General features: G+C 37.2%; 14 protein-coding genes. 11 read left to right on the top strand and 3 right to left on the bottom strand.

Translation table 11 applies throughout. From position 1 onward, the window contains the following. Window positions 1-19 precede the first annotated feature (19 nt). The 5 genes from J2Y03_RS07500 (at window position 20) to J2Y03_RS07480 (ending at window position 5,444) form a co-directional block, all read left to right on the top strand. Window positions 20-1,600, top strand: coding sequence for a peptide chain release factor 3 (locus tag J2Y03_RS07500; protein ID WP_310192446.1), 1,581 nt, complete (start codon window positions 20-22; stop codon window positions 1,598-1,600). A 139-nt stretch (window positions 1,601-1,739) separates the two neighbouring features. Continuing rightward, window positions 1,740-2,837, top strand: coding sequence for an SDR family oxidoreductase (locus J2Y03_RS07495; RefSeq protein ID WP_310192443.1), 1,098 nt, complete (start codon window positions 1,740-1,742; stop codon window positions 2,835-2,837). A gap of 100 nt (window positions 2,838-2,937) precedes the next feature. Next, window positions 2,938-3,402 carry a hypothetical protein gene (locus tag J2Y03_RS07490; protein WP_310192440.1) on the top strand — a complete coding sequence of 155 codons (465 nt, stop codon included), beginning with the start codon at window positions 2,938-2,940 and terminating at the stop codon, window positions 3,400-3,402. Between the two features lie 204 nt (window positions 3,403-3,606). Continuing rightward, window positions 3,607-4,353: an RNA polymerase sigma factor SigI gene (gene sigI / locus J2Y03_RS07485; RefSeq protein WP_310192436.1), complete on the top strand. Its 747-nt coding sequence runs from the start codon at window positions 3,607-3,609 to the stop codon at window positions 4,351-4,353. 14 nt (window positions 4,354-4,367) lie between these two features. After that, window positions 4,368-5,444 (top strand): anti-sigma factor domain-containing protein, encoded by a 1,077-nt coding sequence (locus J2Y03_RS07480; RefSeq protein WP_310192434.1) that lies wholly within the window; start codon window positions 4,368-4,370, stop codon window positions 5,442-5,444. Between the two features lie 46 nt (window positions 5,445-5,490). Here J2Y03_RS07480 and J2Y03_RS07475 read toward each other — a convergent pair whose 3' ends face one another. Both J2Y03_RS07475 and J2Y03_RS07470 read right to left on the bottom strand, forming a co-directional pair. Then, window positions 5,491-5,688: an alpha/beta-type small acid-soluble spore protein gene (locus tag J2Y03_RS07475; protein WP_090763659.1), complete on the bottom strand. Its 198-nt coding sequence runs from the start codon at window positions 5,686-5,688 to the stop codon at window positions 5,491-5,493. Window positions 5,689-6,037: 349 nt separating this feature from the next. Beyond that, window positions 6,038-6,388 (bottom strand): DUF3905 domain-containing protein, encoded by a 351-nt coding sequence (locus J2Y03_RS07470; RefSeq protein WP_396954180.1) that lies wholly within the window; start codon window positions 6,386-6,388, stop codon window positions 6,038-6,040. Window positions 6,389-6,517: 129 nt separating this feature from the next. Between J2Y03_RS07470 and J2Y03_RS07465 the strand changes: the two genes are divergently transcribed. Beyond that, window positions 6,518-6,679, top strand: a complete 162-nt coding sequence (locus J2Y03_RS07465) for a hypothetical protein (protein WP_165902990.1) — start codon at window positions 6,518-6,520, stop codon at window positions 6,677-6,679. Next, window positions 6,680-6,814 carry a hypothetical protein gene (locus J2Y03_RS07460; protein ID WP_310192428.1) on the top strand — a complete coding sequence of 45 codons (135 nt, stop codon included), beginning with the start codon at window positions 6,680-6,682 and terminating at the stop codon, window positions 6,812-6,814. Between the two features lie 23 nt (window positions 6,815-6,837). On the opposite strand, the gene J2Y03_RS07455 is transcribed toward J2Y03_RS07460, so the two are convergent. After that, a complete protein-coding gene (locus tag J2Y03_RS07455) occupies window positions 6,838-8,583 on the bottom strand; it encodes a B12-binding domain-containing radical SAM protein (protein WP_310192425.1) in 1,746 nt (581 codons plus the stop codon). A 293-nt stretch (window positions 8,584-8,876) separates the two neighbouring features. On the opposite strand from J2Y03_RS07455, the gene J2Y03_RS07450 reads away from it, so the two are divergent. The 4 genes from J2Y03_RS07450 (at window position 8,877) to J2Y03_RS07435 (ending at window position 14,594) form a co-directional block, all read left to right on the top strand. Continuing rightward, the gene (locus J2Y03_RS07450; RefSeq protein ID WP_310192421.1) at window positions 8,877-9,890 is read left to right on the top strand and encodes a 2-oxoacid:acceptor oxidoreductase family protein; all 1,014 of its coding nucleotides are present in this window, start codon (window positions 8,877-8,879) and stop codon (window positions 9,888-9,890) included. Continuing rightward, window positions 9,890-12,184: a thiamine pyrophosphate-dependent enzyme gene (locus tag J2Y03_RS07445; protein WP_132085714.1), complete on the top strand. Its 2,295-nt coding sequence runs from the start codon at window positions 9,890-9,892 to the stop codon at window positions 12,182-12,184. The genes J2Y03_RS07450 and J2Y03_RS07445 overlap by 1 nt, the downstream gene beginning before the upstream one ends. A gap of 236 nt (window positions 12,185-12,420) precedes the next feature. Continuing rightward, window positions 12,421-13,296: an EamA family transporter gene (locus J2Y03_RS07440; RefSeq protein ID WP_310192419.1), complete on the top strand. Its 876-nt coding sequence runs from the start codon at window positions 12,421-12,423 to the stop codon at window positions 13,294-13,296. Window positions 13,297-13,526: 230 nt separating this feature from the next. Then, window positions 13,527-14,594 (top strand): PAS domain-containing sensor histidine kinase, encoded by a 1,068-nt coding sequence (locus tag J2Y03_RS07435; RefSeq protein WP_310192418.1) that lies wholly within the window; start codon window positions 13,527-13,529, stop codon window positions 14,592-14,594. Window positions 14,595-14,620 lie beyond the last annotated feature (26 nt).

Below are 14,620 nucleotides of genomic sequence, written 5' to 3'. Positions count from 1 at the left end.
AAAAAGAGAGGAATTAGAAATGGGTAACAATTTCAAAGAAGAAGTATTATCGCGCAGAACTTTTGCGATTATTTCACACCCGGATGCCGGGAAAACAACACTTACAGAAAAGTTATTATTATTTGGCGGCGCTATACGCGATGCCGGAACGGTAAAAGCAAAAAAAACAGGTAAGTTTGCAACAAGTGACTGGATGGAAATTGAAAAACAAAGGGGAATCTCGGTTACCTCCAGCGTTATGCAATTTGACTATAATGATTTTCGTGTCAACATTTTGGATACTCCAGGACACCAGGATTTTAGTGAAGATACCTATCGTACCTTAATGGCTGTTGATAGCGCGGTTATGATTATCGACTCAGCTAAAGGGATTGAGGAACAAACCTTAAAGCTATTCAAAGTCTGTCGGATGCGTGGAATTCCCATTTTCACTTTTATTAATAAACTAGACCGCCAAGGGAAAGCACCATTAGAACTCCTTGCTGAACTAGAAGAGGTACTTGGAATTGAGACATATCCAATGAATTGGCCAATTGGGATGGGGAAAGAGTTCCTTGGAATATACGACCGATTTTACAATCGAGTAGAACAATTCAGAGTTGATGAAGAACACCGATTTATTCCTTTGAATGCAGATGGTGAAATAGAAGGTGACCATCCTCTAAAGGCAACTGGACTTTATGACCAAACGCTCGAAGAAATTATGCTATTGAACGAAGCAGGTAATGATTTCTCTGCAGAGAAAGTAAAAGAAGGTCAAATAATACCGGTATTCTTTGGCAGTGCATTAACTACTTTTGGGGTCCAAACATTCCTAGAGACCTACCTGCAATTTGCTCCACCTCCGATGGCTCGTAATTCTTCGGTTGGGGAAATTAATCCACTTGGTGATCAGTTTTCAGGTTTTATCTTTAAAATTCAAGCAAACATGAATCCAGCCCATCGCGACCGGATTGCTTTTGTTCGAATTTGTTCAGGAAAATTTGAACGAGGAATGACGGTAAATATTCCTCGATTAGGGAAACAAATAAAGCTCTCTCAATCCACTTCTTTTATGGCGGAGGAAAGAAACACGGTTGATGAGGCTGTAAGCGGGGACATTATCGGTCTTTATGATACTGGTACTTATCAAATTGGAGATACGATTTCATCAGGAAAAGACAATTTTCAATTTGAAAGACTCCCACAATTTACACCTGAGCTGTTTGTCAGGGTTTCTGCTAAGAATGTAATGAAGCAAAAATCATTCTATAAAGGGATCCAGCAGCTTGTTCAAGAAGGAGCGATTCAGCTCTACAAAACAGTGAAAACTGACGATTATTTGTTAGGTGCAGTGGGACAATTACAATTCGAGGTTTTTGAACATCGAATGAAAAATGAATACAATTCTGATGTAGTGATGGAACGGATGGGTTCGAAGATTGGAAGATGGGTTGAAGGAGATGTCGTAGATGAAAATCTTTCGAGCTCTAGAAGTCTGCTTGTGAAGGATCGCTTTGATCATTATGTGTTCTTATTTGAAAATGATTTTGCGCTTCGATGGTTTCAAGAGAAAAATCCGGGTGTTAAGCTTTATAACCCAATGGACCAAGAGGATTAATCAATGGCGGGATTCTTTCCCGTCATTTATTTTTGAAAATAAAATACTGAAAATTCAGACTAATGACTTGACTATATTTTTTAACCCAACATACAATTAGTACAAATGACAATCAATCTATTTATTAGGAGGAATGGAGATGGGGAATGGGTATTTTTTCACTGGCTTTCCGGGTTTTATTTGCAACCAATTAATTCGAGAAGTTCTAAAGAAGAATGAATTAAACGGTGTTATCTATGTTCTTGTACTTCAAGGGATGTTGGATAAAGCGAGGAAAGAGCGCCAAGCAATCATTTCAGAACTTGGGCTGAAGGAAGAGGATTTCGTCATTATCGAAGGTGATATTACCGTGCCGCAGTTAATGATAAATGCTGATGACCACGTACTATTAAAGGAAAAAGTTACCCATGTTTTTCATTTAGCTGCCATTTATGATTTAGCCGTACCAAGAGATGTCGCCTTTAAAATTAATGTAAATGGGACAGAGTATGTGAATAATTGGGTTAGAGGGCTGCCTCAATTAAAACGATATATATACTTTAGTACCGCATATGTTGTAGGAAAGCGAGAGGGTACCCTTTATGAGACAGAGCTAATTTGTCCAACTAGCTTTAAAAATCATTATGAGGAAACCAAATATGAGGCGGAAGTATTGGTGGATAAGCTAAAAGAGGAAATTCCGGTAACGATTATCCGCCCTGGTATCGTCAAAGGTCATTCACAGACGGGCGAAACGATTAAATTTGATGGGCCATATTTTATGATGAACTTTTTGGAAAGATTAAAGTTTCTCCCGCTGCTCCCTAGATTGGGAAAGGGAGCAGCATATGTAAATTTGGTACCAATTGACTATATCATTCAGGCAACAGCCTATCTAAGCTTTTTTGAAAATGGTAATGGAAAGACCTATCATTTAACCGATCCTCGCCCATATCGAGCTGCTGAAATTTATAGTTTTTTGATGATGGAAATGATGAACAAAAAACCGAAGGGGACCCTGCCACTTTCGGTCGGAAAATGGTTCCTATCGATTAAACCGTTAAGAAAATATCTAGGAGTAGAAAAAGAGGCACTGGATTACTTTACCTGGATGGGTCACTTTGATTGTACACAGGCTATAAATGATTTAGAAGGATCAGGAATTGAGTGTCCTGATTTTAAGGTCGGCTTAAAGCCGATGACTTCCTTTTACCTACAACAAAAGGATAATCCAAACTATCACATACCAATCTTATAAATGCATATGGATAAAAATATTTCTATTTCTTCTCGTTTATTCCGCAAGTTACTGGAAAAACTAAACTGGAAGTATCTTACAGTAGAAGCGAGATAGAGAAATGAAAAAGATAAGTAAATTAGAAGCGGTATTATGGAATATAGCCTTTCCTGGATTTAGTCAGCTCATAACCGGTCATTACATCAAAGGCATTTTATTTGTTACATTAGAATTTATTATGAACGTAAACGCTCGTTTTAACACTGCCATTATGTACAGCTTTTTAGGTGAAATTGAAAAGGCTGAATCAGTTCTTAATTATCAATGGTTGTTATTTTATCCGTGTGTTTATATGTTTTCGATGTGGGATGGTTATCGTACAGCAATGCCTGATAATGAAAAGTATTCATATTTACCCTTTGTATTTTCAGCATATTGTGTCACAGTAGGATTAATGGTTTCGCCGAAGGTTACCCTATATAAGGTTCACCCTGGCCCAGTTTTTTTACCTATGATGTTTTTAATTCCGGGATTATTAATAGGTTTTTTATTAAAATGGATTTTGCAATCGCGAAATCCAACTTAGCTTTAAATCTGACAATGGTTTGAAGCTTTTTTGTTGTAAATTTTTTTGTGCCCCCATAAACGTATGTTAATTATACGTAATTCTTTAAAGTAGGATAAGGAGAAACAAGTGACTAAAGGAAATTGTCTAGCACCTGGCATTTACTTCCACGTAATCCAATATTCCGTCCCTATGGTATAATTGGGTTGATAGAGAGGTGAGGCAATGCTAGGTTTATTGTTTTTAACCAAAAATAAAAAGCGAACGTTAGAAGAGTCAGTTCAATTGGTTCAACAAGGGGATCGCACACTATTAAATGAAATAATAGATGCTTATAAACCATTTATTGCAAAAAACGTATCTTCAGTATGTAAACGATATATTTATGAAACCGATGATGAATTTAGTATTGGTCTTATTGCATTTAATGAAGCAATTGAAAAATATTCACCAGAGCGGGGAAGTTCCCTGCTCAGTTTTTCTGAAGTGATCATCAAAAGAAGGGTAATTGATTATATTCGGAAACAAACGAAACACCAACATGTAAGCATTGACTTAACTTATTCATCACTTGAAGAAGATTCTGCAGGCATGGTATTAGTAAATGAGCTATCACTCGAGGAGTATAACAAAAAGGCTGATGAAGAACTAAGGAAAGAAGAAATAGTTCAATTTCAAACATTGTTAACATCATACGACTTAAGCTTTAAAGATTTAGTTGAAAATTCACCAAAGCATGCAGATGCGAGGGAAAATGCTATTTTAGTAGCAAAGCTATTGGTTGAAAACACAGAATTGAGAAATTCCTTATTTGAAAAAAAACGACTTCCAATAAAACAACTGGAAAAAATGGTGAATGTCAGCAGAAAGACTATTGAGCGAAACAGGAAATATATTATCGCGATTGCACTTATATTATCTAGTGACTATGTATACTTAAAAGATTATCTAAAGGGGATGCTAGAAACATGAGAAAGGGAATTATAATGGAAGTTGATGATCCTTATTTGACACTGTTAACTCCAAACGGTGAATTCCTGCGTGCTCGCAAAATGGATCGACTTTATTTTATAGGTGAAGAAATTGATTTTTTTCCTGTAACTGATTATATAGGAAGTAAAAAAACAAATTCTTTTAAAAACATTTTTACTTTAAAACCGGTTTGGATGTCAATAGCTGTTGTCGTTATTTGTATAGGGTCAATAATCCCGGTGCATCAAAGTAATAAGGCCTATGCATATATGTCTATAGATGCTAGCACAAGTATCGAAATGGGACTTAATAAAAACATGCAAGTTGTAGAATTAAAGGGGTTTAATAAAGAAGCGGAAAAGATCATTTTGCAGCTTGATGATTGGAAGAAAAAGGATGCCTCCGAATTAACTACAATTATTCTAGCAGAGTTAAAGGAAGAAGGATACATTGCCCATGCTGAGCCTGTTGTCATATCCACAGTAAAGACGAATCAACTTAAAGATAAGGCGGCAACCAAACTACAGGAAAATATTGATGAAATCAAACAAACTGTCGATAAAAATCTTGTAGAAGTAAATATGTATACAACCACGAAAGCAGAGATAGAAAAAGCTAAGAGCGCCGGTGTGTCAGTGGGGGTCTATCATGATGCTAAAAATAACTCGGCGCAAAACAAAGAAAAAGCAAAATCAACAAAAGTTGAGAAAACTAAGCATAAAAATATTGCTCCATCTGAATCTTCTGCAACGTCACCAATTCCTCCGGGGCAGATTAAAAAACAAGATGAAAATAATAGTAATCCAGACATTACCAATCAAAGTAACCAAAATCAAAGTGCAAATAATACTAACGAAAATAATACTAACGAAAATAACAATTCAAATATACAACAGCAAATAAATGGAAATCAGGCTTCATCTGACAAATATAAAGGTAATGGAAACGGTAATAAAGACCATGTGAAACAAAATGGGAATGAAAACGGAAATAAAGACCATGTGAAACAAAATGGGAACAATAAAATGATTAAACATGATAATCAACAGCAAAACAATCAAAACAAATCTAAAGAAAAAAATGGGAATTAATAAGTCCGGCATAGATGCCGGACTTTTTCCATGTTATTTAGTTGGGTTATTGTTGTTGACCTGCCATTTGCGCTTGAGCTTGTTTTACTAATCTTTTAGTAATTTCGCCGCCAACAGAACCATTTGCACGGGAAACTGTATCAGAGCCTAAATTTACTCCAAACTCTTGTGCAATTTCATATTTAACCTGATCAAGGTATTGCTCAATTCCTGGAACTAATAATTTATTGCTGCTGTTAGCCATTTTTTTCAACTCCTTCGTATCTATACAGAGATCAATATCTCTGTATTTGTATTATGATTCAATTTTGTTTTTTAATAAGTGGTAATGTTTTGCGAATATGGATACTATTTAAAATTAGGCTGTTGATTTGCGCTACAGGCGCGAGCGGTTAGCGGGCTCGCCCGTGAGCCTCCTCGGTCGTACCGACCGCGGGGTCTCACTCAGCTCGTTCTTCCCGCAGGACTTTGAATTTACTTCCTCGAATAATCACCGCACGAAGAAAATGCGATAGCATTTTCGAGGATCGAGCGCCTTTCGCTCCAATCAACAAGTTCTAAAATCAATAGTTTCCTTTTTGCATAGCCTAAAATTAATCGGTGCCTTTACTTACATCTTTGTCTGGGTGCATAAAGGGATAGGCTTGAGGTTTCTTTTTACTCTCAAGCAGCTCACGATTTTCCGCTGTATTCCAACCAATATCATTAGTAGGGTGTACCCATTCATCCCCAGTCATAATCGAAGGGTCTGTATTTTCGGTCCAATTCTCTAATGGAGAGTTTGGTGAGGCATACTGGCTATCTCCAATGACTACCCCATGTTCGTTCACAAAAGGGGGCTGCATTATGATTCCTGTACCTTCAAAACTTGGTGCATTGATTTGGTGGGGCATTGTCTCATTCATACTTAGTTTGTCAGGGGATTTTTTATTTTTTTTAGTCACATTTCTCACTCCTGTTTTTCCTTATTTTTCGCTGGATGAACAAATTTATTTATGAAAAAAAAGGAAGTGATTGAATCACTACTTTTGATTAAAACTAATGATGTAACACAATGATAGGAGGACGAAAAAATGGCTAAACGAAAAGCAGAACATAATGCAGTAGAAAAGTATTCAAAAACGCCTCATAAAAATGTTCAGGAAAGTGAATTTTCAGCAGAATTCACTGATAATAACAATGCGATTAGATTTGCCAACCGCAATTCCAAGCTAGGGCAAAAAGGAAGAAGTTAAATGAAAGAAAAGGAAAGTGTGCAAAACACACGTGAGGAATTCAGCATTGAATTTGGTGATGTAAACGGAACAAAGCTATATGAAATACTTCAGGCAAGACAAGAGGATAAAAAGTCAACTAAAAAAGAAAAATAAGCCGGCTTATTAAGCCGGCTAGTTTAATTTTCAATAAATGAAAAGATTAATGTCCCGTTATTAGCTGGATCAAAGTAGGCTAATAAATTTGAAGGACGTTTTTCAATTATTCCAGATGATAGGTAGACCGAAAGATCAAAGGAAAGTTCTTCAATCATTGTATGCTTATATAAATCTTTCTCATCAAGTTCCAGTTCTAAATAGGTCTGTCCCAACAGCGATGGGTTTTCTACAATTTGTTTATATATTTCAGTTCTAGTCTTTTTATCAAAGCTTTGTTCCCACCAAGGCTTTCGAGGCTTATACTTATGATTAATTAAATAATCGTATTTCATCAGACCTGTAATAATATCCAGGTCAATCATCGACCGTGATTCTAGGAAAGAGAATAATCTCCGGAATAAATCTTCTAATTGGTGCCCGATTCTTGCCCAGCCTTTCATATCCCAAAAGGCTCCGAACTCCTGGAAAAAGTCAAAAGGTGAAGGAAACACCTTTGTGACTAAGTATTCAATTGTATGGTTCATACGATGGTCATTCCAATATTTTTCTAACACATCTTCCACTTGTTTGATTCTGAGAATATCGTCGAAAGGCAGGACATTATTCCCCAGAATTTCATATGGTGAATGATCCATATAAACATACTCATGTTGTGCTGCACTAAGTCTTAGTCCAGTCCCTCTTAACATTTTTAAAAACCCTAACTGCAGTTCTTCCGGACGAAGTTCAAAAACATCATTAAACGTTTTACGAAAAGAAGAGTAGTCCTCCTCTGGCAGCCCAGCGATTAAATCAAGATGTTGGTCAATTTTTCCGCCATCCTTTACCATCGTTACTGTTCTTGTCAGTTTTGCGAAATTTTGTTTGCGCATGACTAACTCATTGGTATAGTCATTTGTTGATTGAACGCCAATTTCGAAGCGAAATAGCCCCTTTGGTGCCTCTTGATTTAAAAATTCTATAACCTCAGGTCTCATAATATCAGCCGTAATTTCAAATTGAAAAACAGTTCCTGGTAGATGTTCATCAATTAAAAATCGAAACATTTCCATCGCATAGCTTCTGCTGATATTAAAAGTACGGTCAACAAACTTAATCGTCTTCGCTCCATTAGCCATTAAATAACGAATATCATCCTTAATTTTCTCCCTGTCAAAATAGCGTACCCCGACTTCGATGGAAGAAAGACAAAATTGACAACTAAATGGACAGCCTCTGCTTGTTTCGATATAGGTGACACGCTTTCCTAAATGAACCTTATCTTCGGAAAAGCGATAAGGTGATGGGAGTTCCTTTAGGTCGAGTTTATTCATTTGTGGGGTAATTTTTACTTGTCCATGATCGCGGTATGCAATGCCGTGGACAGTTTTATAGTTTCTTTCACCACTCATCTCGGAAAGTAACTGTTTAAATGAATATTCGCCTTCACCCATTACAATGAAGTCAGCACTTGGGATTTTTTCCATCCATTCAACCGTATCGTAGGTTACTTCAGGGCCGCCTAAAACAATCTGGATAGAAGGGTCGATTTTTTTGAGCATATTGATAACTTTAATGGTTTCTTCAATGTTCCAGATATAACAACTAAAGCCAATGACCGTAGGTTCTTGTTGATAGAGGTCAGATACGATGTTCATAACTGGATCTTTTATCGTATATTCCTTTAGTTGGATGTTAAATTCTGGGGCTGCAAAAGCCTTTAAGTAACGAATCGCTAGGTTGGTATGTATATATTTAGCATTTAAGGTGCAGCAAATAACGTTCATTATAAAACTCCTTTGACAAAATAAAAACAATATTATATTATACCCCATTTTTCAAAAAAACGATAATTGCACAACTGTTATATTACAAAAAAACACTGTTATATAATTTTTATTCATGATTAAACGCAGATAAATTAGCGTTTTAATTTAAATGTTGAAAGGTGTTACATAATTTTTTTGAAGATGTTTGATTTTTGTCACAGCGTAATAAATATATATGTCCTACAATGAATTTGGGGAAATTATATTTTATGTATTTTCTGTCTTTTTTGGACAAGAAGGGGAGGGACACAATGTCTATTTTACCGAAGAAAAATGAGCTTGGGTTCTTTGAGATTCGCCTTGAATCAATAGGGGGTCTTGGAGCGAACCTAGCTGGAAAAATGCTAGCTGAAGCTGGAGTACTGGGTCTTGGCTTGAATGGATCTAACTTCTCATCATATGGCTCTGAAAAGAAAGGGTCACCTGTTAAAAGCTTTATCCGTTATTGTGAACCAGATGTTGAAATAAGAGATCACAGCCCAATTGAACAACCGCACATTGTTGCCGTTTTTCATGAAGCACTTTATAAAACAGTTGATGTAGTCAGTGGATTGAATGCTGATGGAATTGCACTTGTTAATACTGCAAGAGAGTTTGATGAAGTTAGAAGTGACTTAAAATTAGAATATGGTAAACTCGCCATTGTCGACGCCTTAACCATTGCAGTTGAGGAAAAAACAAAAGTAAATACTGCAATGCTCGGTGCCTTGTATCGTATTTGTGATTTCTTGGATCCAGACTCGATGAGAAATGTTATTCGTAAAACATTTGAAAAGAAATACCCGCATTTAGTTGAACCTAATATTCGCACCTTTGACCGTGGATATAATGAAGTTCAATTTAAAACCTATGAAGTCCCTGAGGGAGCAGAGGGCAAAAGTTTTAGTCGTCCACTGCCACAGCTAGGGTATATGACACAAGAAATTGGCGGAGTGATGACCGCGCAGGCAAATAGTATTGTAAAAGATTTAAGTGGATCTAGACAAGGATTCCTACCACAGCTCCAACAGGATAAATGTATCCACTGTGCTGCTTGTGATAATGTCTGTCCTGATTATTGCTTCGTTTGGGAAGCTGGCGAGGATAAAAAGGGCAGAAAGCAAATGTTCCTTAAAGGGATTGATTATCAATATTGTAAGGGCTGTTTAAAATGCGTTGAAGCTTGTCCAACGGACGCACTTGGTGATCTTCGTGAAATGATTGGATATGCTGACGCAAACCGTGTAAAACAGAACTTTCCGTATCTAGCAGGGGGGATTTCGTAATGGCAATGTTAGAAGACCAAATTAATAAACAAGCTGTTGCTGAACAGCTTTCAACCTTTGAATCAGGAAATGAAATGGCTGCTATGGCAGCAGCTCAAATCAATTATCATATTATGGGGTATTTCCCTATAACACCATCAACTGAAGTCGCACAATTTTTAGATCAAATGAAAGCCCGTGGGGAGCATGATATTAAATTGATTCCAGCGGACGGTGAGCATGGTTCAGCAGGTATTTGCTACGGTGCTGCTGCTACAGGTGCCAGGGTTTTTAATGCAACAAGTGCAAACGGTTTACTATATATGATCGAACAGCTTCCTGTTCAAGCAGGGACTCGTTTTCCAATGGTAATGAACCTCGTAACTCGTGCAGTCAGTGGACCACTAGATATAAGAGGAGACCATTCTGACCTGTACTTTGCATTAAATACAGGTTGGGTTATCTTAACTGCCAGAACACCTCAGGCTGTTTATGATATGAATATTATGGCACTTAAAATTGCAGAACACTCTAAGGTGCGTTTACCAGTGATTGTTGCCTATGATGGTTTCTTTACCTCCCATCAGAAGCGCCGCGTAGAATACTTTAAAGACAGGAAGGCAGTGCAGCAATTCGTAGGAGAGTGTCCAACAGATTATCATTTTGCCAGAGATCCAAAGAAACCAGTAACAATTGGTGCCCATATGAATGGTGATGATCTGATGAACAACCATTTCCAACAATCAGAAGCCATTTACGCGGCTGGTGAGGTATTCAAAGAGGTTGCAGCTGAATATGCACGAATATCTGGACGGGAATATCCAGTTCTCGATTTATATAAAATGGAAGATGCAGAGGTAGCATTATTCTTATTAAACTCTGCTGCTGAATCAGCGAAAGATGTTGTCGATCAATTACGCGCTAAAGGTATTAAGGCTGGTGTTATTAGCCCAAATATTATTCGTCCTTTCCCAGCAAAGGAAATCCGTGAAGCACTAAAAAATGTTAAAGCTTTATTAGTAGGTGAACGCGCAGATTCTTATGGTGCAAATGGACCGAATTTAACACATGAAGTTAAATCTGCGCTTCAGGAAGATCGTGATAATCAAACCATCGTCCTAAGTCGTGTTTTTGGTCTTGGCGGCAAGGATTTCTACGCAAGTGATGCCGAAAAGTTCTTTGATATGACGATTGAAGCAATGGAAAAAGGATTTGCTGAAAAGCCTTTTGACTATTATGGTCATGTACCAGGTAATCCGGAGAAAATTCTTAAGCCCGTGATTACGCCACAACATGGTGATGTATATAAAACCGGTTTAATAGATGTGAAAATGGATGAAGAAACAAACAAACTAAAGGTAAAAATACCGCCCCTCCGTGCGCTGACAACAAAACCGAAGCGGATTGCTTCAGGACACGGAGCATGTCCAGGCTGTGGTATATTTGCTGGACTGGAACTGTTTTTTAAAGGAATAGAAGGTGACATCGTTACATTATTCCAAACAGGATGTGCATATGTAACCACTACTTCCTATCCGCACACGTCGCACAAACAAACAATGATTCATAACCTATTCCAAAATGGTGCTGCTACGCTTTCAGGAACATTAGAAGCCTTTCTTGAATTAAAGCGCCGTGGTGAAATAGAAGTATCAGATGATGCAACGTTCGTCATGATTACCGGAGATGGCGGTATGGATATTGGAATGGGATCTGCAATAGGGACAGCCCTTCGCGGACATAAGCTGATTATGCTTGAATATGATAATGAAGGATATATGAATACAGGTTCTCAAATGTCTTATTCCACACCATTAGGACATATGACAAGCACATCAGGCGTTGGAAAAGCACAAAAGGGAAAAGGATTCCATCATAAAGATACAGCTCAAATTATGGCAGCAACCAATATTCCTTACGTATTTACTGGTGCTGAAGCCTTCCCTCAAGACTTAATTAAAAAGGGTGCAAAAGCACAATGGTATGCACAAAATGTGGGAACGGTGTATGGGAAAATTTTGATTACCTGCCCACTAAATTGGAAATCTGAAGACCGTTACGGAGCAACTATTCTGGATAGAGCTGTGAATTCCTGTTTCTTCCCGTTGTATGAGGTTGAACAAGGTGTTACTAGCATTACTTACAACCCTGAAGATAAAAACAAACGTGTTCCAATTTCTGAATGGCTTAAGTATATGGGTAAAACAAAACATCTTCTAAAAGAAGAAAATAAATCTATCTTAGAAGATTTTGAAGCAGAGGTTGAAAAGAGATGGCAACGTCTTAAAGCAAAACATGAAAATTCATATCTATAAAAAAAGCAAAGCATGAAATTGACGAGTAAATAATTGAAACAGGCAATAAGGGTGATTAACCTCCTAAGGAAATGCTATGCCAATCTAAAAGATTGCAGCAATTTCATTTCCATGATAATCTTTGCTATAATTTTGTTTTTATAATTTTTTAGTAAAAGTAGGTGAATTCTAGATTACTAGCGAGTCCAACTGCTTTTACCGGTTAGGATTATAACAAAGATTAGGAGAAGGAAGCTATGTGGTTTATTTTTGCTGTAGCCGCTGCCAGTTGCTTTGGCTTGAGGGGAATTCTATATCATTGGACGTCACAAAGACCAATCAATCGTAATTTACTGCTTTTAGGGGTCTATTTATCGGGAACCATCATTACGTTGGCTGGGAATATGTTCATCGGACAATCATGGACAACAGAGGCGTTGTTTGGAATCTTAATGGGGACATTTTCGTTTGTTGCCAACGCTTCAATGTATAAAGGGTATGCTGTCGGAAAGGCATCCATTGTTGCATTATTTACTGGACTGCCTCCATTGGTTGTCATGATAGTTGCCTACTTCCTTTGGGGTGAAGGACTAACGGGCTGGCAATTCACAGCGTTTTTTATTGTGTTAGCTGGGCTGCTCCTGGTCAAATATTCACAGGACTTAAAGCTCAACCAATTAAAAGGAATTCAATGGGGAATTTTAACGATGCTCTTCTTCGGATTTACGGATGTATCGGTGAAACATGCAACCCTTTCCGGAGCGTCCACCCTACCTGTCCTAACTGTTATGTTTACAACTGGCAGTATTCTTTTCGGGATTTCATGGGCTATAACAAGGCGAAAAGAAGAAGCAGGATCCTTAAATAAGGAAAAGACACTTGATAGGTGGAGCAAGAAAAAAACAATTGTTTGGGGAATGTTGGTAGGAATTACAAATGCCGTTGGTATGATTCTTATTTTTCCGGCATTCCGTGATGGAATTACCGGAATTGTCTCCGCAATCGTTGCCATGAATGTCGCGTTTGTCATTTTATATGCCCGCTTTTATTTAAAGGAAAATTGGACCAAACGTGAAATAACCGGTCTATCTATGGCTTTTGTGGGAATTCTTATCCTCCGTATAGCCTCTTAAAGCGGTGGTAGATCTCGAAATTTGTCGAATAAAGTTAATTTGGTTAAGCCCAGCAAGGTGATTTGTTACCTTGCTGGGTTTTTTAATAAATTTCCCAATCCAAATAATCAACATTATTTCTTTTTTTTTGTCAAGTAAAAAGGGATTTAAATTATAATGTAGAATATAGGTTTAATGATATTACCTTATTCTGGGTTCCATGGGGCGGGTGAAAGAAATTGGAAAAAGTAATGAAGCAGAACCAGGAATTGAGAGAAAGTGAACAAAAATTCCGAATAATATTTGATAATTCTATGGAAGGACTGATGCTATGGAATGAATCCTATCAAATTGTGGATATCAATGGTTCAGCAGAAAGAATTTTGGGTTTTCCAAAAGAGAGACTGCTTGGTCAGTCCTTACTTGATTTATTTCATCGGGCGGAAGAGAAAAAACAGGAAATCATGAATCAGATTGAGCATGTAACAAATGACGGTAAGCAATATTCACCAATGGTTATTAAATCGAGTGACGGGAGTTTGAGACATTTTGACTACTCCACAAAACATGGAATTGTGGATGGGTTGAATCTTACAGTTATTATTGATGGAACTGAAAAAGTTGAAATGCAGGAACAACTGAGGAAATCAGATAGGCTAAACGTTATAGGTGAGCTTGCAGCGGGAATAGCACATGAAATTAGAAATCCTATGACTTCCTTAAAAGGGTTTATCCAATTACTTGAGCCTAGTATTAGACGAGAGCAGCCAATGTATTACGATGTTATCACATCTGAATTAGCAAGAATCGATTCAATTATTAATGAGTTTTTAATTCTTGCAAAACCTCAGGAAATTAGATTCCTTGAGAAAGATGCTTGTCAAATTATGCGGGAGACCGTTGATTTACTAAGGCCACAAGCAGTCCTTTACAATGTTCAATTCGATACCCGCTATGAAGAGAATCTGCCATTCATTTTTTGTGAACCCAATCAACTAAAAAAAGTTTTTATAAATCTAATTAAAAACGGCATTGAAGTAATGCCAAGCGGTGGAACAATTACTATCAAAATAAATCAACTTGATGATCAATTCATACAAATATCGATTCAAGATGAAGGGATAGGAATTCCAAAGGATATATTACACAAGCTAGGAGAACCCTTTTATACCACGAAAGAAAAAGGTACTGGACTTGGTTTAATGGTCAGTTATCGAATTGTTGAGGAACATAAAGGGAGTATTCAAATTGAAAGTGAAGAAGGAATTGGAACTACATTTCAGATTGTTTTACCATTGGACATGAATATTATTAAGTAGAAAAACCACTATCTATAATTAGAAGT

The organism is Neobacillus niacini (assembly GCF_031457145.1).
Taxonomy (GTDB): domain Bacteria; phylum Bacillota; class Bacilli; order Bacillales; family Cytobacillaceae; genus Neobacillus; species Neobacillus niacini_J.
Note: the sequence above shows the minus strand (reverse complement) of the source record. Positions and strands in the feature narration are given on the sequence as shown.

Bases quoted from the DNA above. Each gene is read 5' to 3' on its own strand.
- J2Y03_RS07500 (WP_310192446.1), top strand. From the start codon at position 20: ATGGGTAACAATTTCAAAGAAGAAGTATTATCGCGCAGAACTTTTGCG.
- J2Y03_RS07495 (WP_310192443.1), top strand. From the start codon at position 1,740: ATGGGGAATGGGTATTTTTTCACTGGCTTTCCGGGTTTTATTTGCAAC.
- J2Y03_RS07490 (WP_310192440.1), top strand. From the start codon at position 2,938: ATGAAAAAGATAAGTAAATTAGAAGCGGTATTATGGAATATAGCCTTT.
- sigI (WP_310192436.1), top strand. From the start codon at position 3,607: ATGCTAGGTTTATTGTTTTTAACCAAAAATAAAAAGCGAACGTTAGAA.
- J2Y03_RS07480 (WP_310192434.1), top strand. From the start codon at position 4,368: ATGGAAGTTGATGATCCTTATTTGACACTGTTAACTCCAAACGGTGAA.
- J2Y03_RS07475 (WP_090763659.1), bottom strand. From the start codon at position 5,688: ATGGCTAACAGCAGCAATAAATTATTAGTTCCAGGAATTGAGCAATAC.
- J2Y03_RS07465 (WP_165902990.1), top strand. From the start codon at position 6,518: ATGGCTAAACGAAAAGCAGAACATAATGCAGTAGAAAAGTATTCAAAA.
- J2Y03_RS07460 (WP_310192428.1), top strand. From the start codon at position 6,680: ATGAAAGAAAAGGAAAGTGTGCAAAACACACGTGAGGAATTCAGCATT.
- J2Y03_RS07455 (WP_310192425.1), bottom strand. From the start codon at position 8,583: ATGAACGTTATTTGCTGCACCTTAAATGCTAAATATATACATACCAAC.
- J2Y03_RS07450 (WP_310192421.1), top strand. From the start codon at position 8,877: ATGTCTATTTTACCGAAGAAAAATGAGCTTGGGTTCTTTGAGATTCGC.
- J2Y03_RS07445 (WP_132085714.1), top strand. From the start codon at position 9,890: ATGGCAATGTTAGAAGACCAAATTAATAAACAAGCTGTTGCTGAACAG.
- J2Y03_RS07440 (WP_310192419.1), top strand. From the start codon at position 12,421: ATGTGGTTTATTTTTGCTGTAGCCGCTGCCAGTTGCTTTGGCTTGAGG.
- J2Y03_RS07435 (WP_310192418.1), top strand. From the start codon at position 13,527: ATGAAGCAGAACCAGGAATTGAGAGAAAGTGAACAAAAATTCCGAATA.